Below are 20,517 nucleotides of genomic sequence, written 5' to 3'. Positions count from 1 at the left end.
GTTCCCTTTTGCGAAACAGCTTCATATTCTCGCCCCAATTAAAGCCTAGATCGCGGTTAATGGATATGACACGCACAGCCCCCGAACCTGCCCCCTTGCCCCGCCCCGCGCGGCGCTGGAAGGATGTGCTGATTCTGGGCGGGTTGTTCGCGCTGATGCTTGTGGGGCTGTTCGGTATGGCCGCCGCGACGGGTTGGGAAGAAACCCGCGCGCAACTGGCCAAGCTATCACTTTCCTATGTCGCGGTTCTGTTCGGCCTGTCGCTGGTCAACTATCTGCTGCGCGGGTTGCGCTGGCATATGTTCGCCCGCCGCTTGGGTCTGCCCACCGGATTGTTGCAGGACATGCGCCATTTTCTGGGCGGGTTCGCCATGAGCGTCACCCCCGGCCGCGTGGGAGAACTGGTGCGAATGCGCTGGCTGAAACGCGAAACCGGCTGGGCGGTGGAACGCACGGCCCCATTGGTGCTGATGGACCGGGCCTCGGACCTGGCGGCGATAGCGGTTATTCTGGGCGTAGCGCTGTCGATGTCCACCCGCGGGATCGCCGGTGCGGTGCCGGTCGTGGTGGTGTCGATCATCGTCGCCATCATCGCCACGCGCCCCGCCCTGCTGACCCGTCTGGTGACTTACATGTACAAGGCAACGGGCCGCTGGCCACGCCTGTTCGGCCGCGTGCGCATGGCCGCCCGTTCCCTGAAACAGTTTTCAAACGCCCCCGTGATGCTGGCCGCACTGGCGCTTGGACTGGCCGGATGGCTGGCCGAGGGCTATTCCTTTTATCTGCTGCTGGGTTGGCTGGGGGCCGATGTCGGCCTGTGGTCGGCCGTTGGCATTTTCGTCTTTGCCACACTTGCCGGTGGGGCCACGGGTTCACCCGGCGGGGTTGGCGGGGCCGAGGCGGCGATGGTCGCCCTGTTACATATGGAAGGCGTGCCGCTGGAAATCAGCCTGCCCGCCACCGCAATCATCCGGATCACAACCCTGTGGTTCGCCATCGGCATCGGGCTGATCATCTTTCCGTTTGCCGAACGTATTTCTGTAAGGACACAACATGCGCTGGAAAACCGCTGATTATACCGGCTGGGGCCGGGTTCACAGGGCAACGGGGCAACTGGCCCGACCCGAACGTGAATCGACGCTTGAGGCATTGATCGCCGAAGAACCATCACCCGCAATCGGCATGTGCCGCTCTTACGGCGATACCTGCCTGAACGACGGTGGCCACGCGATTGATATGACGCGGATGGATCGGGTTTTGTCATTTGACGCAAAAACCGGTGTGATCGAGGTGGAAGGCGGCTGCCAGATCGGCGAACTCGCCCGCCTGTTTGCGCCACAAGGATGGCTACCTGCCGTGATGCCCGGAACGGGCTTTGCCACGGTGGCGGGCTGTATTGCCAATGATGTACATGGCAAAAACCACCACGGCATCGGCAGTTTCGGCCAGCATGTGATCAGCCTGACCCTGTTGAACGGCGACAAAAAACAGGTGATCAGCCCCAAACGCAGCGCGGGCCTGCTCAAAGCCACCGTTGGCGGGTTGGGCCAGACCGGTGTGATCGCCAGTGCCAAATTGCAGATGATCCCCTGCAAGGGCGATGTGATGATGGTGACCGAACGCCGGATCGAGGGATGGGATGAATTTCTGGCCGCGCTTGATGGCTCCAAGGCCACCTATACCGTCGGCTGGATCGACGCCACGGCCAAGGGCGACGATCTGGGGCGCGGTATTCTGGAAGAGGGCGAAACCGGCGCCGGGCTGGTGCCAAAGCCGAAGAAATCGCGCTCGGTACCGTTCAATGCGCCGGGGTTTGCGCTGTCCAAACCTGTGGTGCGGCTGTTCAATAAACTTTACTACAGCCGCGTGCCCAAATCGGGGCGCACCACTGTGAAGCCGATCTCCGATTTCTTTTTTCCGCTGGATGCGATCCACGATTGGAACCGCCTTTATGGCAAACGCGGCTTTCACCAGTTCCAGTGCGTGGTGCCGATTGCACAGGCCGACGCCCTGCGCGAGATGCTGGAAAGGATTGCCAATTCCGGCCTTGCTTCGCCTCTGGCGGTGCTCAAACGCATGGGCGAGGGGCGCGGCGGTTATATGTCCTTTCCGATGGAAGGCTACACGCTGGCGGTCGATTTCCCGAACCGCACAGGGGCCAAGGATCTGATCCAGTCGCTGATCGACATGACCGAAGCGGCAGGCGGGCGGATTTATCTGGCCAAGGATTCCGTCGCCACAGGCCCACAGGTAAAACCGATGTATCCCGAATTTGCCGATTATCAGGCCGAGGTACAAAAAGCCGATCCTGACGGGCATTACATCACCGACATTATCCGCCGACTGGATCTGAGGAGCAAATCATGAGCGAGACCTGGATCATATTGGGGGCCACATCATCAATGGCCAAAGCCTTTGCCCGGGCCGTGGCAGAGCGGGGCGACGGGGTGTTGCTGGCCGGTCGTGACATGGACGATCTGAAACGCAGTGCTGCCGATTGCGCCCAGCGCGGCGCGGCTGTGGCCGAGGCGATAAAGTTTGATGCCCGCAAACGCGAGAGTTTCGCGCCGATCTATAAACGGGCGCTTCGCGAGGACGGGATGATCAATGTCGCCGTTTTCGTCGGCTCGATGCCGCCGCAAGAGGATATCGATGCTGACCCCTCCCTGATCGAGGGGGTGGTGAAGGACAGTTTCACCGGCCCTGCCGAATTCCTGCAAGGGATCGCACCCGAAATGGAAGCGCGCGGCGGTGGCTGCGTGGTCGGCGTGGGGTCGGTCGCGGGGGATCGCGGGCGGATCGGTAACTATGTTTATGGCGCGGCCAAGGCGGGCTTTGCGACCTATCTGTCGGGTCTGCGCAACCGTTTGACACGGGCCGGTGGCCATGTGGTGACGGTAAAACCCGGATTTGTCGATACCGGCATGACATGGGGCATCGAGGGGATGTTTCTGGTGGCCACACCCGAAAAGGTGGCCGCGGATATTCTGAAGGCCGTGGATAAAAAGCGCAACGTGATCTACACGCCGTTTTTCTGGCGCTATATCATGCTGATTATCCGGTCGATTCCTGAATTCATCTTCAAGAAGATGTCGATCTAGGCACCAAAGAGATTCTATGCCTCCGGCGGGGAGTTTGAGCCGTTCTAGAAACGCTCCGGGGGAGCGTTTCAGGCGAAAACGGGCGAAAGCCCACGGAACAAAGGTGGGGTTAGATTACGCCTTTGTTTTGTAACATTTCCAGATCATCTTTGGACAACCCCAGCAGGTTGCCATATATCTCGGCATTGCCTTCGCCCATCTTCGGGCCAAGCGTTTCCAGCTTGCCGGGGGTTTCCGACAGGCGCGGCAAAGGAGAGGGGAAAGGCAGGGTGCCCACCCCTTCGACCATCATATCGGTCAGGGTTTTGCGGGCAGCGTATTGCGGATCATTGGCAATATCCTCGATCGACAGAACCGCGCCGCAGGGCACTTCGCCCGCGTTACACGCCTGCTGCACCTCGGCTTGGGTATGGGCATTGGTCCAGTCCTGCACGATGCGATTGACTGTTACCTCGTCATCAATGCGGGCCTGCACAGTGGCGTATTTGTCCGGCGTGGCCAGATCAGGACGCGCCATCACCGCGCAAAACCGCACAAACATTTTGTCATTGGTGCAGGCAATCGCCACCCATTTCCCGTCGCTGCACTGGAAATGCCCATGCGGGCAGGCGTTAACCGTGTGGATGCCCTGCCGCCCGCGCACCTTACCGGTCAGCGCATGTGCCGGTGCGATTTCGTCCAGTGCGCGGAACACGGATTCATATAGGGCGACATCAATCATCTGCCCCTGCCCCGATTCATCGCGCGCCCGCAGCGCCATCAGAATGCCGATCACCCCGTATAGCCCGGACATGTAATCGGCCAAAGAGGTTGAGCCGGGGGTCAGCGGCGGGCCGTCCACCTCGCCGGTCAGGTGGCTGAGGCCAGACATTGCATGCGCAATGCGGGCAAAGCCGGGCAGGTCGCGGTAAGGGCCATCCTGCCCGTATCCCGACACTTTCAGCATGATCAAACCCTTGTTCGCCGCGCGCAAGGTTTCAAACGACAGACCCCATTTATCAAAGGTGCCGGGGCGGAAATTTTCGATCACCACATCCGATTTTGCCGCCAGATCACGGAACATCGCCGCCCCGCGCTCGGATTTCAGGTTCAGGGTGACGGATCGTTTATTGCGCCCCTCATTCAACCACAGCAGCGAACGACCATCAGAGCCGCTATCGGTGCCCAGCCTGCGCAGAGGATCGCCGCCAACGGGGTGTTCGACCTTAATCACCTCGGCCCCGAATTCCCCCAGCAGAGCGGCGCAGGAGGGGCCGGCGATGAAGGTCGAGGCATCCAGCACGCGGATGCCGGCAAGCGGGGATTTCGCCTTGTCGCTCAAAACCCGAGCCATTGCTGCCACAGGCCTGCCGAATAGAACATCAGCGACAGCAGGATCAGCAGGATGCCGATACCGCGTTTGTCGGTCATGGCGAAAACGATCGGGTCGTAATCCTGTTTACCCAGATAGCCCAGCCGCAGCATCCGGATCAGCCACCATGCAAGCGGAAGCAACCCGACCCACAGCAGCCAGCGGGTGGGATAAAGCATCGTGGCCTGTTCGCTGAAACTGTAAAGGAAGAAAATCACCAACGCACCAGCCACGCCCAGACCGCCGACATTCAGCAAATCTTCGCGGTCCTTGCGACCATACCCTCGCCCGGGCAGACGTTCGTCCGAGGTGGCAAGGGTCAGTTCGGTCAGGCGCTTCACACAGCCCAGCGTGATGAACACCGGAAAGATAAAGACCAGCATAAAGCCCGAGGCAACAACGCCGCTGGCCGCCGCACCGGCCACCACGCGCAGGGTATAAAGGCTGGCCAGTGTCGCGATATCCACCCAGCGCATCCGTTTCAGGCGCAGGGAATAGGCCAGCGACAGCGCCATATACAGTATAACAACCAGCAGAAAAGCCCAGCCAAGGTAGACACCGATCCCTAGCGCCAACAGTGCCAACCCAATGCTTGTGATCATACCAACACGTATCGGAACCTTACCCGCCGCAAAGGGGCGGTGGCGTTTTTTGACATGCAGGCGGTCGGCCTCGAGATCCAGCAGGTCATTCACTATGTATATGGAAGACGCGGCCGCCGAAAATGCGACCATCCCCAGCAGCACCATCAGCATCACCGACGGGGTGAAATTATGGGCCGCCAGAACCGGCAGGAACAGCAGGACGTTTTTCACCCATTGGTGCGGCCGCAAGGCGCGGATCAGATCGCGGGCCTTCCAGCCTGCGGGATATTCGGCAACCTGTTTCCCTGCTGCGGTCATTTCCGAGGCCAGTTTGGGGTGGTTTCCGACAATCAGAACACCATCGGCATGCTGCCAGATGGCGCGGTCCACCTTATTATCGCCGGCATAATGGAAGCCGCCTTCGCCATAGGCCTGCACCAGCGCATCGGCCTTGGCGTCGCCTTTCAGGTTCGTGCGCCCGTCCGAAGCAAAGCTGCGCGGGCTTAACCCGTGGTCCTTGGCCAATTGTTCGACCAGCACCTGATCAGAAGCCGAGGCCAGCACCACCTCGCGCCCTGACGACAGCGTTTCTTCGGCAACGGCTTTGATCTGCGGATTAACCGGCAACAAATCGGTGCGCATTGTCACCAGCGCGGCCAGTTCCTGTTTCAGGCGGGCCGGCGAGCGAAAATGCGTGGCACAGATTTTCAGGGTCGCGATTGGCGCTTGGCCCAGGCCGGCCCAGAAATTCTCGAACAACATGTCGGTGTTCAGGAAGGTGCCATCGACATCCAGCACCAGCGGTTTGTTGTCAGTCATTGGATGCAAGCCCCCTAACGGCAAAGACACAGCCGTCGGTCACCAGTTCCGGCGGCGTTATACACAGGCCGCGCGCCACTTTCCATGCGGCCAGCACTTTGGGGACATAGGCGCGCGTTTCCGCATAGGGTGGAACGCCCCCGTTTTTGATCACAGCCCCCTCGCCCGCGTTATAACCGGCCAGAACCAGTACCGGGTCACGATTGAACTTTTTCATCAGCCAATCCAGATAGGCAACGCCGCCTTTGATATTCTGTTCGGCAATCGTCGCATCTTCGACACCAAAGCGTTTGGCCGTATCGGGCATCAATTGCATCAGACCCGACGCGCCCGCCGAACTGACGGCATTGCGATTGCCCGCCGATTCAATACCGATCACAGCCAACACCAGTGCAGGGGAAACATCTGTGCCGATTGTGGCCTTCAGAATATCGACACCGTATTTTTCGGCGATATCCTGCATTTTTTGCAAACGCGGTGCGGGAACGGTTTTCCCCTCGGGCCCTTTGTCCAGATAAGAAACCGCGATATCCAATCGCCCGGGGCTGGAATCTTCCAGTTTTGGGGAAACGCCGATCCAATACCAATCAAGCCCTGATAATACCGTGGGTGTATCCGGCACTGCATCAGGGGCTTTTGTTTCCTCGGGTTCTGTATGCTTGGTCACACGCAAGGCCTCGCGTTGTGCCACAGGATCGATCTGGACCTTTATACGGCCCCCGCCTGATTTACCCGGCAGCCCGACTCGTTTAAAGGTAAAAGAGGGATAGGGTGCCGGCGTATCCGCCTGCACCTGAGCCGCGAGAAACACAGCGGCAGTCACTATTAATGTTACGAAGCGCCGCTTCATGCGGATTCCTGCTCTGCCTCGAGAATATTATTGATTCACTGTCGCAAATAAATGGGCCGAAAGCCAGATATTCCGCCCGAATCCAGAGAAAATCCGCCCAAATTCACACACAATCACAAAAACTTTCGCAAAATCAAAATTTATTAACCATAATATTCTTAATTATTTCATACACTTATGCATAAAATAGAGAAAATATTAACGATAGCTTAAATTTGTACGATACCTGCCAAATTCTCGCCCCATTCAGGCGGCTATATATACCCATCCCGACGCGGACATAGGCAAACAACAGAACGCCGAACAACCCGCATAGGAATGAGTAACAATTTAGATCGCTAACCAAGGATGAATAAAATGCTGAACACTATCAAAAACTTTGCTGCTAACGAATCTGGCGCTGTAACCGTTGACTGGGTTGTTCTGACTGCTGCTGTTGTGGGCCTGGGCCTTGCTGTGCTGTCGCTGATCAAGGGCAAAACAGAAACCCTGACAAACAAAATCGGCTCGGCCATGGACAGCATGTCTGTTTCCACAAACTTCTAATTCCACGATACCACTACAAACAAACTTAAACCAAGGATGAATAAAATGTTGAACACTATCAAAAACTTTGCTGCTAACGAATCTGGCGCTGTAACCGTTGACTGGGTTGTTCTGACCGCTGCTGTTGTTGGCCTGGGCCTTGCTGTTCTGTCGCTGATCAAAGGCAAGACAGAAACACTGACAAACAAAATCGGCTCGGCTATGGACAGCATGACTGTTTCCACAAACTTCTAAGCCGAAGTTTTTCGAGAATTGTTAAACCGCGTCCCTTACCGGGCGCGGTTTTTCTTTGGCTGGTAGGGAAGATCCAGTTTAATGCATGCCTGTTTTATTCCTTCCTGCTTCCACATTTTGAACACAGTGCAACGGTAGTTTTTAAAAAACCACACAACCATAAGATGGGCACACGGAGACGGACATGCTGAATACTCTAATCGAATTCACTAAATCTGAAGATGGGGCTGTCACCGTTGATTGGGTTGTGCTCACTGCTGCAATTGCAGGACTTGGTCTGGCCGTTGTTTTGGTGCTTCGCCCAAAGGTAGAAGACAAAACAGTTGCTATCGGTTCAGTCCTTGATGCAGCCGGTGTAGACCCAACATTCTAATCGGATCGCACCCTCGCCTAATACCAAGGCGACAACGTTTCTGAGCTTCCAAAGAAAACCCGCCTTTTGTTCACGTTATTGCCGCAATCATTGTCTATTGATGTGATTGGTAATAGATTATATGCCCACAAAGCATAGGAAGCGAAAGGATACATCATGCGAATGGTTTTTGGTTTGGTTCTGATTTTAGGATTGGGACTGGCCGGTTTTGCCGTTTATATGACCAAAGGTTATTTCAGCGATTATCAGGCTGAAAAACAACGGCTTGAAGCTATTGCAAACAGCATGGTTGAAACCGTCAATGTTTTTGTCGTAAAAAACAAAGTCACCTATGGTAGCAAACTGACAAAAGATGATGTCCGCCTTCAACAATGGCCGGTAGATTCCTTGCCCGATGGCGTTTTCACCTTCCCCGCAGCCGAAACAGAAGATGGCAAACCGGGTGAAGACCTGTTCCCCAAAGATAGTGATAAATTGCGCGCGGTTCTGCGTACAATGGAAGCGGGCGAACCGGTTCTAGCCATCAAGGTGACCGCGCCGGGCAAAGACGCGGGTATCACATCGCGTCTGTCCCCCGGGATGCGCGCTTTTGCGATCAAGGTTGACGCCAGCAGTGGTGTTTCCGGCTTCTTGCGCCCAGGGGATAATGTCGATGTATATTGGACCGGACGTCCGCCAAACAGAAATGCCGGCGGCAATATCACAAAGCTGATTGAATCAGGGGTTGCCCTTATTGCGATTGACCAATCCGCCAATGATGACATTGGTGATGCCAACATCGCGCGCACTGTCACAGTCGAGGCAACACCGCAACAGGTTGCTTCACTTGCACAGGCCCAATCGACGGGCCGATTGTCCCTGTCGCTGGTTGGTGTTGGCGATGCCACGGTCATTGACAGCAGTATCGAGGTAGACCAGACAACATTGCTGGATATTGAAGATGCGCCTGTTGTTGAAGAAGCAAAAGAGCCGGAAAAATGCTACCGCGTTGTACGCAGAGGTACAGAGCGGATAGAAGTCGAATATACCTGCCCAAAGCAGTAATCTTTCCGATATTCTGAAAAACGGCCCGGTATGATCTGTTCACCAGTCATGCCGGGCCGTTGTTTTTAACAATCTTGCTGCTGCTGGATTAGTCCTCGACCCATTCCCATGGGCGCGTGTATTCACCTAGCAAGTGAGCCACCGACGCTTCATCGACATCTCCGGTTTTGGCAACCTGTGCAACCAGTCCGCGTTTCTTACTGTCAACAACACGGATAACTTCGGCGGCCAGCCCTGCTTTGTTCAGGGCGTCATTATACACCCGCACGATTGCCCGCTTGCGCAGATCGGGTTTGAACACTTTACCAACCGCTGTTTTCGGCAACTCGTCCAGAATTTCCAGATACTTAGGACGTGCGGCGCGCTCGTGAACATTCTTTTTGGCATATTCCATCAGTTCCTCGACAGTCGCAGTCGCCCCGTCCACCAGCTCGACATAGACGCAAGGCAATTCACCGGCAAAGCTGTCAGGCTGCCCGATCGCACCGGCAAAGGCGACGGCAGGATGACCTGCCAATGCCTCTTCAATCTCGGCCGGATCAATGTTGTGGCCACCGCGTATGATCAGATCCTTGGCGCGGCCTGTGATCCACAAATAACCATCTGCATCCAACCGGCCCAGATCACCCGTTCGCAGATATTTTTCATCCGCATAAAGGCCAACATTTTTCGGCGCTTCGGTATAGGTATTTCCCGGGAAAACGCCGGGGTTGAAAACGCAAATCTCGCCAACCTCGTCAACGCCACATTCTTTCTTAACCGTTCCGTCCTCGGCGGAATCCAGAATACGCACATCCGTATAAGGGAACGGCAATCCGACCGAGCCGATCTTCTTCTCACCATCCAGCGGGTTGATTGCCACAAGGCAGGTTGCCTCGGTCAGACCATAACCTTCGACCAGATTGACACCTGTGGTTTTTTCAAACCGGTTGAACAATTCAACCGGCAGCGGGGCCGAGCCGGAAAAGGCGGTTTTCAGGCTGGACACATCCGCATCCACGGGCCGCTGCATCAGCGCGGCAATGGCGGTGGGAACGGTGATAACGAATGTCACCTTGTAGCGTTCGATCAGCTTCCAGAAGTTGTCGAACACCCCGTCCCCGCGATAACCCGCAGGTGTCGGGAACACCACATGCGCGCCCGATGCGATCACCGCCATCAGCACCACCTGCACTGCGAAAACATGGAACAGCGGTAGTGGACAGATCAGCGTGTCGTTTTCGTCGAACAGCAGGGTATCACCCAGCCAGCCGTTATAGATCATACCGGAATATTTGTGCTGCGCGACCTTTGGCATGCCGGTGGTGCCACCGGTGTGGAAATAGGCCCCCACCCGATCCCCCTCAGAATCCGAAAAATCCAGCGTGGTGTTCTGGCGTGACATTTCCTTTGTGAAATTCACAACCCGCGCGTTGTGCTTCACAGGGTTTTTCGGCCGGATCAATCCTGCGATCCAGCTTTTGGGCGGGGAAAGGTAGCGCAGCAAATCCACCTCGACCACGGTTTTGACATTCGGGGCCAGTGCGACAGCCTCGGCGGCCTTTTGCGCCACATCGGTTTTGGGAAAGGATTTTAGCGTCACCAGAACCTTGGCACCGGTTTCCCGCAGGATCGAGGCAATCTGTTCAGCGTCCAGCAAGGGGTTGATCGGGTTGACGATGCCAGCGATTGATCCCGCCAGCATGGTTATTACCGTTTCATTACTGTTGGGCAGCATATAGGCCACCACATCATCTTCGCCGATGCCCATACCGCGGAACATATTTGCCGCTTGCACTACTTTGGTATGCAGCCCGCGCCATGTCAGGGTTTCCGCCCTGTCTGTCGGGCCGGATGTAATCTGAAACGATACCGCATTGTGGTTACCATGTTTTTCCGCCACCCGGGTCAGGAACTGATACATGGTTTGAGGTAGATCACGGTCTGCCCAAGCGCCCTCTTTTACAATCGCCTGAACATCATCCAAAGTCGCAAAACGTGTCATTCATTCCTCCCTATGTCTGCGTTGTGCAGAACTTGTTACAGGGGAAAATGGGTGTAAACAGCGCAACACGCAAGGGCTACGCAGCGGAAAAACCCTATTCGGCTGCGATTCCATCGGTGAATTGCAGTTTCGCCAGCCGTGCATACAGCCCGCCTTGGGTGACCAGATCCTTATGGCTACCCTCGGCCACGATCTGCCCGTTTTCGAATACCAGAATGCGATCGGCCTTTTTCACCGTCGCCAAACGGTGCGCCACAATCAATGTTGTGCGGTCTGCAGCCATGCGTTCGACTGCCTGTTGCACCGCGCGTTCGGATTCCGCATCCAGCGCCGAGGTTGCCTCGTCCAGCAGTAGAATAGGCGCGTCACGCAAAATGGCCCGCGCGATGGCGATACGCTGCTTTTGCCCGCCGGACAGCATCACACCGCGTTCGCCGACATAGGTTTCATACCCTTCCGGCAATGCGGTCAGGAAGTCATGCGCAGCGGCGGCCTTGGCGGCCTCTTCCACTTCGGCGTCGGTCGCACCAGGGCGGCCAAAGCGAATGTTTTCACGCGCGGATGTGGCAAAGATCACCGGATCTTGCGGCACCAGTGCAATCGCCTGCCGGAAATCACCGCGCGCCATATCGCGCAGGTTCACACCGTCAATCGTGATGCGGCCGGTTTTCGGATCATAGAACCGCAGCAGCAATTGGATGATGGTTGACTTGCCCGCACCGGATGGCCCAACCAGCGCCACGGTTTCACCGGCTTTGATATCGACCGAAATCCCGTTCAGGGCGGCATGTTCAGGCCGGGCCGGATAATAAAAGCTGACATCCTCGAAGATGATTGCGCCCTTGGCGGGGCTTGGCAAAGGAACGGGCCGGGCCGGATCCTTGACTGTATCCTCGGTTTCCAGCAGCTCGATCAACCGCTCGGTGGCACCTGCAGCGCGCTGCAATTCACCCCAGATTTCCGACAAGGCCCCGACGGCACCTGCAACCAGAATCGCGTAGATCAGGAATTGCACCAACTGGCCCGGCGTCATTACTTCGGATTGCACATCGCGTGCACCAATCCACAACACCCCTACAACCCCGCTAAAGATCAGGAAGATCACGATCATGGTCATAACCGCACGGGTGCCGATCCGGCGGCTGGCAGCGGTAAAGGCTTTTTCGGTGACATCATCAAACCCGCCCGCCGTGGCCTTTTCCTGTGTAAAGGCCTGAACGGTTTGCACCGCGCCCAAGGATTCCGAGGCCGAACCGGAACTGGCGGCAATCCAGTCCTGATTTTCGCGGCTTAGTTTACGCAGACGGCGCCCCAGAACGATTATGGGGATGATCACGGCGGGCACGATCAGCAATACCAGACCGGTCAATTTTGCACTGGTATACAGCATCAGTGCCATGCCACCGAACAACAGCAGCACATTGCGCAGGGCAACCGAAACGGAAGAGCCGATTACAGATTGGATCACCGTGGTATCCGTGGTGATCCGCGACAGGATTTCACCGGTCATGATGCGTTCATAAAATGCGGGGCTAAGGGTGATCACACGGTCAAACACCGCCTTGCGCATATCCGCAACCACCCGTTCGCCAAGACGTGTCACCAGATAATACCGCAAGCCTGTGCCAACAGCCAATGCGGCAGCAATCGCCAGTGCGGCGCCGAAATACTGATCCAGCAGGGCGGTATTGTCTTCGCTGAACCCGTCGACCACGCGGCGCACGGCCATTGGCAGAATCAGCGAAATTGTCGCGGTGAACACCAAGGCAATACCGGACAGAACCACCATCAGCTTGTAGGGGCGCAGGAACGGGACCAAACCGGACAGCGCACTGACCTTTTTGGATTTCTCGCGTTTATCCATGTCAGGAGTCGTACCGCGTGCCATATTAATCCGTCCTTATTCGCATGTTCAGGATTGCGTCATAAGGCTTTGACGCGTGCGGAACAAGTGGTGGATCGTCACAGGTGGTTGATACCGGATTGTCTGGAGCGGGCGGCGGGAATCGAACCCGCGTCATTAGCTTGGAAGGCTAAGGTCTTACCACTACACAACGCCCGCTTACAGGTGGCGATTACTATTGGATTGGCAGGGTATGGTCAAGCGGCTATCGCGGGCAACTGCAAATCCGCTCTTACCGGCGGGGGACGCGAATTCAGGGCAGAATTGAGGATGGTTTTAGGTTATACATGGATTGAACCCGAATACTGGAGCCGGAAATGGAAAAGCACCCCTCTGTGAATGTCTATGGCAAAACCCTTGCCCCCTGCTCGCTGGACCCGTTAACAGGTTTCTTTCGGGACGGGGCCTGCAATACCTGCAATCAGGACAAAGGCAGCCATACGGTCTGTGTCATCATGACGGATGAATTTTTGGCCTTTTCCAAATATCTGGGAAACGATTTATCCACACCCCGCCCGGAATTCAATTTCAAGGGTCTGAAGGCCGGTGATCAATGGTGCCTCTGCGCCAGCCGATTTTTGCAGGCTGTTGATGAAGATTGCGCCCCCAAGGTCAACCTGTCGGCGACGCACAAACGGGCGCTGGAGATTGTCCCGCTGGAGCTGCTTGAAAAGCATGATTTTCGGGAACGCCTGAATTGAATATAAACGGGGATACTGGCAGCGGGGCAAAGCGCCCTATTCAGCAATCAGCGCATCCCCCATCAGATCGTCAATAAACAGGCTTAACAACTGTGGCCGCCCGCTGACGCCCGCCTTGCGGTAAATCGCATTGGTCTGGGCCTTGATCGTCCCTTCGGACGTATTGCGCATTTCCGAAATCTCGCGGGTGGAAAACCCTTTTATGGCAAACAACGCCACGTCCTGCTCGGCCGGTGTCAGCCCCCATTCGGCCAGCTTTTCATTCAGCATTTCCATAAATGCACCGGACGCCGCCTTTAGCTGTGTTTCCAGCCGCTGCCGACGTTTGGAGGCACGACGCAGGGCGATCGCACTGACGATTGAACCGATGACCAGCCCCAAAGCGGCCGAGATCTCCATCAACTCGTACAGCATCCAACTGGTTGGCATCAGGGACAGACCAAAGACAGTCGAGGCCATATCGGTAATGAAAAACACGGAACAAACAACCTGAATGATCAGGGCAATCAGGATGAGATTCTTATCCGACACGCAAAATATTCCTTTTCAAGCAATTGCTGCTATTAGTCATGATCGCTTTCGCCATCGCCGCCTTCACCGCCGTCACTATCACCGCCGTCACCATCACCATCACCGTCACCGCCTTCGCCATCACCGCCGTCACCATCACCGTCGCCATCACCGTCGCCATCACTGTCGCCGTCACCACCGTTGCCTTCTGGATTGATTGCAATCGGATCAGGCGTATTTGCGGATTGGGCATTTGTCGACCATCTATCCCGCATGATTTCTCCGGTGATCGGGTGGATAACCAGTTCTCGTGTATAGGTCTCGTTGGTGGCAGTAATCCGAATCCGTCCCAGCAGTGTTCGCTTGACCTGAATATCATTGTACCCCTGTTTGCGTAACTGTGACACAGCGCTATCTGCAATCGGATTGGCCAAAACCTGCTGGGCCATAGGCAAGGCCATGGCAAGAACAAGAATAAATATGATCCGTTTCAACATTTTGAAACCTCTTCACCCTACGCCGTTTTAAGGATGCCCCCTCCAAAGGGCATATCACGAAAGGCATACCCCCGTATCCTTTCTCTACCTTGGTATATAGGCCTAAACGGCACAATAAGTATTGACCGCGGGTTTATACAGACCGTTCTTTCACGGAGTAAACCAAAGTTTAGCCCGTTATGTGGTGCCTACGCCCCCGTATCCATATCCACACCCAGCGCCTTGGCCACGGTGAAAATATCCTTGTCGCCACGGCCACACATGTTCATGCAGATCAGGTGATCCTTGGGTAAATCGGGTGCAATTTTCATCACATGAGCCAGCGCGTGACTGGGCTCCAGCGCCGGAATAATGCCTTCCAGCTGGCAACTCAACTGGAACGCCTCCAGCGCTTCGACATCGGTGATCGACACATATTGCGCACGACCAATATCATGCAGCCAGCTGTGTTCGGGGCCGATACCGGGGTAATCCAGTCCGGCCGAAATCGAGAACCCTTCCAGAATCTGCCCGTCATCGTCCTGCAACAGATAGGTGCGGTTGCCATGCAGCACCCCAGGACGACCGCCGGTCAAGGATGCGCAATGCTCCATCTTGGCGTTCACGCCCTTGCCGCCGGCCTCGACCCCGATGATGTTGACGCTTTCGTCATCCAGAAACGGAAAAAACAGCCCCATTGCATTCGAGCCACCACCGATGGCCGCAATCAAAGTATCGGGCAGACGCCCCTCGGCGGCTTGCATCTGTTCTTTGGCCTCCTTGCCGATGATCGCCTGAAAATCACGCACCATCGCCGGATAGGGGTGCGGGCCGGCCACTGTGCCGATGCAATAGAATGTATCGTCCACATTGGTCACCCAGTCGCGCATCGCGTCATTCATTGCATCCTTCAGCGTGCCACGACCCGAGGTCACGGCCACAACCTCGGCCCCCAGCAGCTTCATCCGGAACACATTGGGGGATTGGCGCTCTACATCATGCGCGCCCATATAAATAACGCACTTCAACCCGAATTTTGCGCAAACCGTGGCCGTTGCCACCCCGTGCTGTCCCGCGCCGGTTTCGGCGATGATACGGGTTTTGCCCATGCGGCGTGCCAGAATGATCTGGCCCAGCACATTGTTGATCTTGTGCGCGCCAGTGTGGTTCAATTCATCCCGCTTCAGATAAATTTTTGCCCCGCCCAGATGTTCGGTCAGCCGTTCGGCAAAATACAATGGGCTGGGGCGACCAACGTAATGGGTCCACAGATCATTCATCTCGGCCCAGAAACTTTCGTCCGTCTTGGCGCGTTCGTATTGTTCTTCCAGCGACAGGATCAGCGGCATCAGGGTTTCGGACACAAACCGCCCGCCGAAATTACCAAAGCGGCCGTTTTCGTCGGGGCCTGTTTTATAGCTGTTAATCCGGTCGGTCATCCTGCTTCTCCCTGCGCGGCCCTGATAAAGCCTGCGATCAATTCTTCATCCTTTACCCCCGGCGCGTTTTCCACGCCCGAGGAAACATCCACCTGCCGCGCACCCGTCAGGCGCACCGCCTCGGCCACATTGGCGGCGGTCAATCCGCCGGCCAGCATCCACGGCGCAAACCAGCGCCGGTTGGCAATTAAACGCCAGTCAAACGCCAAGCCGTTACCGCCGGGCAAATCCGCGCCCTTGGGCGGCTTTGCATCCACCAGCAACTGATCGGCCACCAGCCCGTATTCATCCAGCGCCGCCAGATCACTTTCATCGGCAACCCCTACGGCCTTCATCACCGGCAACCCGTAGCGTTGCTTTACCTCGGCCACCCTTTCGACAGTCTCCGATCCGTGCAACTGCAACATGTCCAGCGGCACAGCCTCCAGAATGGCATCCAGCGTGGCATTATCGGCATTCACCACCAGCGCCACCTTGGCCACGCCGATTGGCACATCCACCGCCAGATCGCGGGCCTGCGCAATGCTGATATTACGCGGCGATTTCGGGAAAAACACAAATCCCAGATACCCCGCCCCCGCAGCGACAGCCGCAGCAACATGGTGCGGCGTGCCTAACCCGCAGATTTTGACTTTGGTTTCATTTGCCATAAAGGGGCTTTAGCCTGTTCAGGCGCTCTTCTCAAGCAGGGCAAGGATTTCGTCCTTGTCGTCGGCTTTGTCACCCTTCAAACGCCCCACTTCGCGTTCCAGCTTTTTCACGGTCCGCTGTGCACGCATGGCCTCGGCGCGGATTCTGTATTCGCGGAACCATTCCCAGATGAAACCGATCAGCAAACCGGCAATGATCCCGCCGAAAATCACCACGAACAGCGGCAATTCCAGCGTATTGGGCAACAGGGCGAACCCTGCCAGCTCTTCGGGCAGCAGGTGCAGCGTGACCGAACCGCGATTGGCCATCGCAATCGTCAGCAAACAGACCGCAAGGGTCAGAATAAAAGCATATCGAATGTAACGCATGGGAATGAACCCCGATTATTTACCGTTCAGACGGTCCCGCAACAGTTTGCCGGTCTTGAAGAACGGCACATGTTTTTCCTCGACCTTAACGGATTCGCCGGTGCGTGGATTGCGACCGATCCGCGCGTCGCGCTTTTTCACCGAGAAGGCACCGAAACCACGCAGTTCAACACGGTTTCCCGCAGCCATCGCGTCGATTATTTCTTCGAAGATGGTGTTGACGATGCGTTCGACGTCCCGTTGATAAAGATGTGGATTTTCATCCGCAATTTTCTGAACCAACTCTGATCTGATCATCCGTTCCGTCCCCCGAGAATAAAGTTTTTGCAGATAGCTTTGCAAAGGCAGCTGATGCGCGACTATCCCACCGACTATAAGCGGAAATTTTTCATTTGAGAAACAAATAGCAGCGCCAATCAGAAGAAAATATCAGGCTAATGCGCTGATTTAGAGCGATATTACGTCGCGGAAGGCCCTTTTTCGGGTTTGCCACCCGCATTACGGCGCCCGCCGCCATTTGCAAGCAACTGCCGATTCGCACAAAAAAGGCGGCCCTGCATCACACAGGGCCGCCCAAATCTTGTTACCCGTAGCGGGTTTATTTTTCTTCGTCACCCTTCAGGGCTGCGCCCAGAATGTCACCCAGTGATGCGCCTGAATCGGAGGAACCGTATTGTGCCACGGCCTCTTTCTCTTCGGCGATCTCGCGGGCTTTGATCGACAGACCCAAACGGCGGGTTTTTGCGTCGATATTGGTGACGCGAACGTCGATCTTGTCGCCAACCTGGAAGCGCTCGGGGCGCTGTTCCGCACGATCGCGTGACAGGTCAGAACGGCGGATGAAGGATTTCATGCCTTCATATGTCACTTCGATGCCGCCATCCTCGATCGAGGTTACTTCGACAGTGATGATCGAACCGCGCTTCACTCCATCGGTCGCACCTTCGAACGGATCACCGTCCAGGGCCTTGATCGACAGGGAAATGCGTTCTTTTTCAACATCAACTTCGGTGACAACCGCTTTGACCACGTCGTTTTTGTGGTAGTCGCCAATCACGTCTTCGCCACGGCCTTCCCATGTCAGATCCGACAGGTGGACCATGCCGTCGATGTCGCCGTCCAGACCAATGAACAGACCGAATTCGGTGATGTTCTTGACTTCGCCCTCGACTTCGGTGCCGGCAGGGTGTGTTTCTGCAAACACTTCCCACGGATTGCGCTGGGTCTGTTTCAGGCCAAGGGAAACGCGGCGCTTGGCGCTGTCGATTTCCAGAACCATGACTTCGACTTCTTGCGAGGTGGAAACGATCTTGCCCGGGTGGACGTTTTTCTTGGTCCAGGACATTTCGGAAACGTGAACCAAACCTTCGACACCCGGCTCCAGTTCGACGAATGCGCCATAGTCGGTGATGTTGGTCACACGGCCAGTGTGCACAGATTCCAGCGGGAATTTGCCTTCGACCAGCGACCAGGGATCATCCTGCAGCTGTTTCAGGCCAAGGCTGATGCGGTGGGTTTCCTTGTTGATCTTGATAACCTGAACGGTGATTGTTTCGCCGATTGTCAGGATCTCGGACGGGTGGTTCACACGACGCCATGCCATGTCGGTAACGTGCAACAGCCCGTCAACACCGCCCAGATCAACAAAGGCACCGTATTCGGTGATGTTCTTGACCACACCTTCGATGGTATCCCCTTCGGCCAGTTTGCCGATAACCTCGGCGCGCTGTTCGGCACGGGATTCTTCAAGGATAGCACGACGCGATACAACGATGTTGCCACGACGACGGTCCATTTTCAAAATCTGGAACGGCTGCTTCAGACCCATCAGCGGACCGGCATCACGCACGGGGCGCACGTCGACTTGCGATCCTGGCAGGAACGCAACAGCGCCGCCCAGATCAACCGTAAAGCCGCCTTTGACGCGGCCAAAGATGGCACCGTCAACGCGTTCTTCGTCAGCGTATGCTTTTTCCAGACGATCCCAGGCGGCCTCGCGACGGGCCATTTCGTGGCTGAGAACAGCCTCGCCCTTGGAGTTCTCGACCTGACGCAGAAATACTTCTACTTCGTCGCCAACGGCGATTTCGGGTTCTTCACCGGGATTTGCGAATTCTTTGATGTCGACGCGGCCTTCCATTTTATAGCCTACGTCGATGATGGCCTGACCGCTTTCGATTGCGATAACTTTGCCTTTTACGACAGACCCTTCTTTGGGTGTGTCAATTTCGAAGCTTTCGTTCAAGAGGGCTTCGAAGTCCTCCATAGATGCTGAGTGAGCCATGTGGTCTCGGTTTCCTTACGTTTATGTTACTGGCCGCGCGGTTGGCTCCGCCGGTCTTTCAGGTTGACGTTGGTCGAATCGGGATGCCCCAACACAAAACCACATAATACTAAAGGGCCGGAGGTTAATCCCGACCCTGCTCGTATCATGTGCTATGGCTCTGACGGCCCTTCGACCCGCGCTATATAGGGCGGGAACGCCTGTAACGCAAGGGGCGGCGGCAAGTTTCGCCTGCCGAATACCGCCTCAGCCGATCACCCCCAGTTTCAGGTATCTGTTGGCCCCGACCGTAAACATGTAAATCCCCGGCAGAATGAACATCGCGCCCAGCGCTATCTTCCACAGCCCGTATCCATTCACGACCCCCAGTTCGACCACCTCGCCAGGTTTCAAAGACAACCGAACCGGGGGTGAGCCACACCAGTCCACCCGCGCGACCACCTCGTGTCCGCCGGCCGGAACCTTCAACCGCAGCGTGCCTTTTTTGGAAATTTTACCGGAAACAATACCGTCGATAACGATTTTATAAGCCCGCGCCCCGTCCACAAAACCGCCACCGCGATGGACAATGATTTCACCACTTCCCGTATCAACTGCCATACCACTCAACCCGCTGCAATACGCGCTTCAATCACCGCCACCGCTTTGGCCACAGCCTCGTCAATCGACATCTCGCTGGTGTCCAGAACCACCGCATCCTCCGCCGCCACCAACGGCGCCGCGTCCCGCTCCCGATCCCGTTTGTCACGGGCGCGTAAATCTTCCAGCACCCCGTCGCGGGTCACATCCTGCCCCTTGGTGGACAGCTCCAGATAACGCCGCTCTGCCCGCACCGCATCAGAAGCCGTGACAAACAGCTTCACCTGCGCCCCGGGGCAAATCACCGTGCCAATATCGCGCCCGTCCAGCACCGCGCCGCCGCTACGCATCGCAAAGGCCCGCTGGAAATCCAGCAACGCCTGCCGCACCTCGGGGATCACCGCCACCTTGCTGGCCGCTTGCGCCACTTTGGATGTGCGCAAATCATCGCCTTGCAAATCTTCGGCCTGTAATGCCTTTGCGGCCTGAACCGGATCAACCCCGTCCAAAACCTTGCGCCCAACGGCCCGATACAACAACCCCGTATCCAGATGGGCAAAGCCGAAATGGTCCGCCACCGCACGCGATATCGTCCCCTTGCCCGAGGCCGCCGGCCCGTCGATTGCCACTGTGAAACTCATTGCTTGTCATCCCTGCTCTGGACATTTCCCCCTTTCTATTCCCCAATGCCCCCAAGAAAAAGCAATTTTGAAAAAGTAG

At 56.3% G+C, this 20,517-nt stretch carries 22 protein-coding genes and 1 tRNA gene; 8 read left to right on the top strand and 15 right to left on the bottom strand.

The window, feature by feature from the left end; genetic code table 11:
- Positions 1 to 65 precede the first annotated feature (65 nt).
- Genes BAR1_RS03485 through BAR1_RS03475 form a run of 3 tightly spaced genes read left to right on the top strand, consistent with a single transcriptional unit; the run spans position 66 to position 3,101 of the window.
- Positions 66 to 1,073, top strand: a complete 1,008-nt coding sequence (locus BAR1_RS03485) for a lysylphosphatidylglycerol synthase transmembrane domain-containing protein (RefSeq protein WP_118941730.1) — start codon at positions 66 to 68, stop codon at positions 1,071 to 1,073.
- Complete coding sequence (locus tag BAR1_RS03480; RefSeq protein ID WP_118941729.1) at positions 1,054 to 2,367, top strand: FAD-binding oxidoreductase; 1,314 nt, start codon at positions 1,054 to 1,056, stop codon at positions 2,365 to 2,367. Before BAR1_RS03485 ends, BAR1_RS03480 begins: the two co-directional genes overlap by 20 nt.
- Positions 2,364 to 3,101 carry an SDR family oxidoreductase gene (locus tag BAR1_RS03475; protein ID WP_118941728.1) on the top strand — a complete coding sequence of 246 codons (738 nt, stop codon included), beginning with the start codon at positions 2,364 to 2,366 and terminating at the stop codon, positions 3,099 to 3,101. Before BAR1_RS03480 ends, BAR1_RS03475 begins: the two co-directional genes overlap by 4 nt.
- 109 nt (positions 3,102 to 3,210) lie before the next feature.
- Here BAR1_RS03475 and BAR1_RS03470 read toward each other — a convergent pair whose 3' ends face one another.
- The 3 genes from BAR1_RS03470 to BAR1_RS03460 are packed head-to-tail and all read right to left on the bottom strand — an operon-like array spanning position 3,211 to position 6,705.
- On the bottom strand, positions 3,211 to 4,434 hold the full coding sequence (locus BAR1_RS03470) for a CaiB/BaiF CoA transferase family protein (RefSeq protein ID WP_118941727.1): 1,224 nt from the start codon (positions 4,432 to 4,434) through the stop codon (positions 3,211 to 3,213).
- Complete coding sequence (locus tag BAR1_RS03465; RefSeq protein ID WP_118941726.1) at positions 4,419 to 5,855, bottom strand: UbiA family prenyltransferase; 1,437 nt, start codon at positions 5,853 to 5,855, stop codon at positions 4,419 to 4,421. The genes BAR1_RS03470 and BAR1_RS03465 overlap by 16 nt, the downstream gene beginning before the upstream one ends.
- Positions 5,848 to 6,705, bottom strand: coding sequence for a lytic transglycosylase domain-containing protein (locus BAR1_RS03460; RefSeq protein WP_118941725.1), 858 nt, complete (start codon positions 6,703 to 6,705; stop codon positions 5,848 to 5,850). Before BAR1_RS03460 ends, BAR1_RS03465 begins: the two co-directional genes overlap by 8 nt.
- 357 nt (positions 6,706 to 7,062) lie before the next feature.
- On the opposite strand from BAR1_RS03460, the gene BAR1_RS03455 reads away from it, so the two are divergent.
- The 4 genes from BAR1_RS03455 (at position 7,063) to cpaB (ending at position 8,902) form a co-directional block, all read left to right on the top strand.
- Complete coding sequence (locus BAR1_RS03455) at positions 7,063 to 7,251, top strand: hypothetical protein (protein ID WP_118941724.1); 189 nt, start codon at positions 7,063 to 7,065, stop codon at positions 7,249 to 7,251.
- A gap of 45 nt (positions 7,252 to 7,296) precedes the next feature.
- Positions 7,297 to 7,485: a hypothetical protein gene (locus BAR1_RS03450; protein WP_118941723.1), complete on the top strand. Its 189-nt coding sequence runs from the start codon at positions 7,297 to 7,299 to the stop codon at positions 7,483 to 7,485.
- 184 nt (positions 7,486 to 7,669) lie between these two features.
- Positions 7,670 to 7,858: a hypothetical protein gene (locus tag BAR1_RS03445; protein ID WP_118941722.1), complete on the top strand. Its 189-nt coding sequence runs from the start codon at positions 7,670 to 7,672 to the stop codon at positions 7,856 to 7,858.
- A gap of 156 nt (positions 7,859 to 8,014) precedes the next feature.
- Positions 8,015 to 8,902, top strand: coding sequence for a Flp pilus assembly protein CpaB (gene cpaB / locus BAR1_RS03440; RefSeq protein ID WP_118941721.1), 888 nt, complete (start codon positions 8,015 to 8,017; stop codon positions 8,900 to 8,902).
- Positions 8,903 to 8,990: 88 nt separating this feature from the next.
- On the opposite strand, the gene BAR1_RS03435 is transcribed toward cpaB, so the two are convergent.
- From BAR1_RS03435 to BAR1_RS03425, 3 genes are all read right to left on the bottom strand, one after another.
- Positions 8,991 to 10,886, bottom strand: a complete 1,896-nt coding sequence (locus BAR1_RS03435) for an acyl-CoA synthetase (protein ID WP_118941720.1) — start codon at positions 10,884 to 10,886, stop codon at positions 8,991 to 8,993.
- A 94-nt stretch (positions 10,887 to 10,980) separates the two neighbouring features.
- Positions 10,981 to 12,774, bottom strand: a complete 1,794-nt coding sequence (locus tag BAR1_RS03430; protein ID WP_118941719.1) for an ABC transporter transmembrane domain-containing protein — start codon at positions 12,772 to 12,774, stop codon at positions 10,981 to 10,983.
- A 100-nt stretch (positions 12,775 to 12,874) separates the two neighbouring features.
- Positions 12,875 to 12,948 (bottom strand) — tRNA-Gly (locus tag BAR1_RS03425).
- A 158-nt stretch (positions 12,949 to 13,106) separates the two neighbouring features.
- Between BAR1_RS03425 and BAR1_RS03420 the strand changes: the two genes are divergently transcribed.
- Positions 13,107 to 13,490 (top strand): DUF2237 family protein, encoded by a 384-nt coding sequence (locus BAR1_RS03420; protein WP_118941718.1) that lies wholly within the window; start codon positions 13,107 to 13,109, stop codon positions 13,488 to 13,490.
- A gap of 36 nt (positions 13,491 to 13,526) precedes the next feature.
- On the opposite strand, the gene BAR1_RS03415 is transcribed toward BAR1_RS03420, so the two are convergent.
- The 9 genes from BAR1_RS03415 to BAR1_RS03380 form a co-directional block, all read right to left on the bottom strand.
- The gene (locus BAR1_RS03415) at positions 13,527 to 14,021 is read right to left on the bottom strand and encodes a helix-turn-helix transcriptional regulator (protein ID WP_228408712.1); all 495 of its coding nucleotides are present in this window, start codon (positions 14,019 to 14,021) and stop codon (positions 13,527 to 13,529) included.
- 32 nt (positions 14,022 to 14,053) lie between these two features.
- Positions 14,054 to 14,497 carry a hypothetical protein gene (locus BAR1_RS17865; protein ID WP_162891613.1) on the bottom strand — a complete coding sequence of 148 codons (444 nt, stop codon included), beginning with the start codon at positions 14,495 to 14,497 and terminating at the stop codon, positions 14,054 to 14,056.
- A gap of 188 nt (positions 14,498 to 14,685) precedes the next feature.
- Positions 14,686 to 15,915: a tryptophan synthase subunit beta gene (trpB, locus tag BAR1_RS03410; protein WP_118941717.1), complete on the bottom strand. Its 1,230-nt coding sequence runs from the start codon at positions 15,913 to 15,915 to the stop codon at positions 14,686 to 14,688.
- Entirely contained in the window at positions 15,912 to 16,565 is a 654-nt protein-coding gene (locus tag BAR1_RS03405) for a phosphoribosylanthranilate isomerase (protein ID WP_118941716.1), read from the bottom strand. The genes trpB and BAR1_RS03405 overlap by 4 nt, the downstream gene beginning before the upstream one ends.
- A gap of 18 nt (positions 16,566 to 16,583) precedes the next feature.
- A complete protein-coding gene (locus BAR1_RS03400; protein WP_118941715.1) occupies positions 16,584 to 16,934 on the bottom strand; it encodes a LapA family protein in 351 nt (116 codons plus the stop codon).
- 15 nt (positions 16,935 to 16,949) lie between these two features.
- Positions 16,950 to 17,231 (bottom strand): integration host factor subunit beta, encoded by a 282-nt coding sequence (gene ihfB, locus BAR1_RS03395; protein ID WP_118941714.1) that lies wholly within the window; start codon positions 17,229 to 17,231, stop codon positions 16,950 to 16,952.
- A gap of 301 nt (positions 17,232 to 17,532) precedes the next feature.
- The gene (gene rpsA, locus BAR1_RS03390) at positions 17,533 to 19,218 is read right to left on the bottom strand and encodes a 30S ribosomal protein S1 (RefSeq protein WP_267128385.1); all 1,686 of its coding nucleotides are present in this window, start codon (positions 19,216 to 19,218) and stop codon (positions 17,533 to 17,535) included.
- A 246-nt stretch (positions 19,219 to 19,464) separates the two neighbouring features.
- Positions 19,465 to 19,818, bottom strand: coding sequence for a hypothetical protein (locus BAR1_RS03385; RefSeq protein WP_118941712.1), 354 nt, complete (start codon positions 19,816 to 19,818; stop codon positions 19,465 to 19,467).
- 5 nt (positions 19,819 to 19,823) lie between these two features.
- Positions 19,824 to 20,438 (bottom strand): (d)CMP kinase, encoded by a 615-nt coding sequence (locus tag BAR1_RS03380; RefSeq protein WP_118941711.1) that lies wholly within the window; start codon positions 20,436 to 20,438, stop codon positions 19,824 to 19,826.
- Positions 20,439 to 20,517: the final 79 nt, after the last annotated feature.

It is taken from the genome of Profundibacter amoris, from assembly GCF_003544895.1.
In the GTDB taxonomy this organism is placed as follows: domain Bacteria; phylum Pseudomonadota; class Alphaproteobacteria; order Rhodobacterales; family Rhodobacteraceae; genus Profundibacter; species Profundibacter amoris.
Note: the sequence above shows the minus strand (reverse complement) of the source record. Positions and strands in the feature narration are given on the sequence as shown.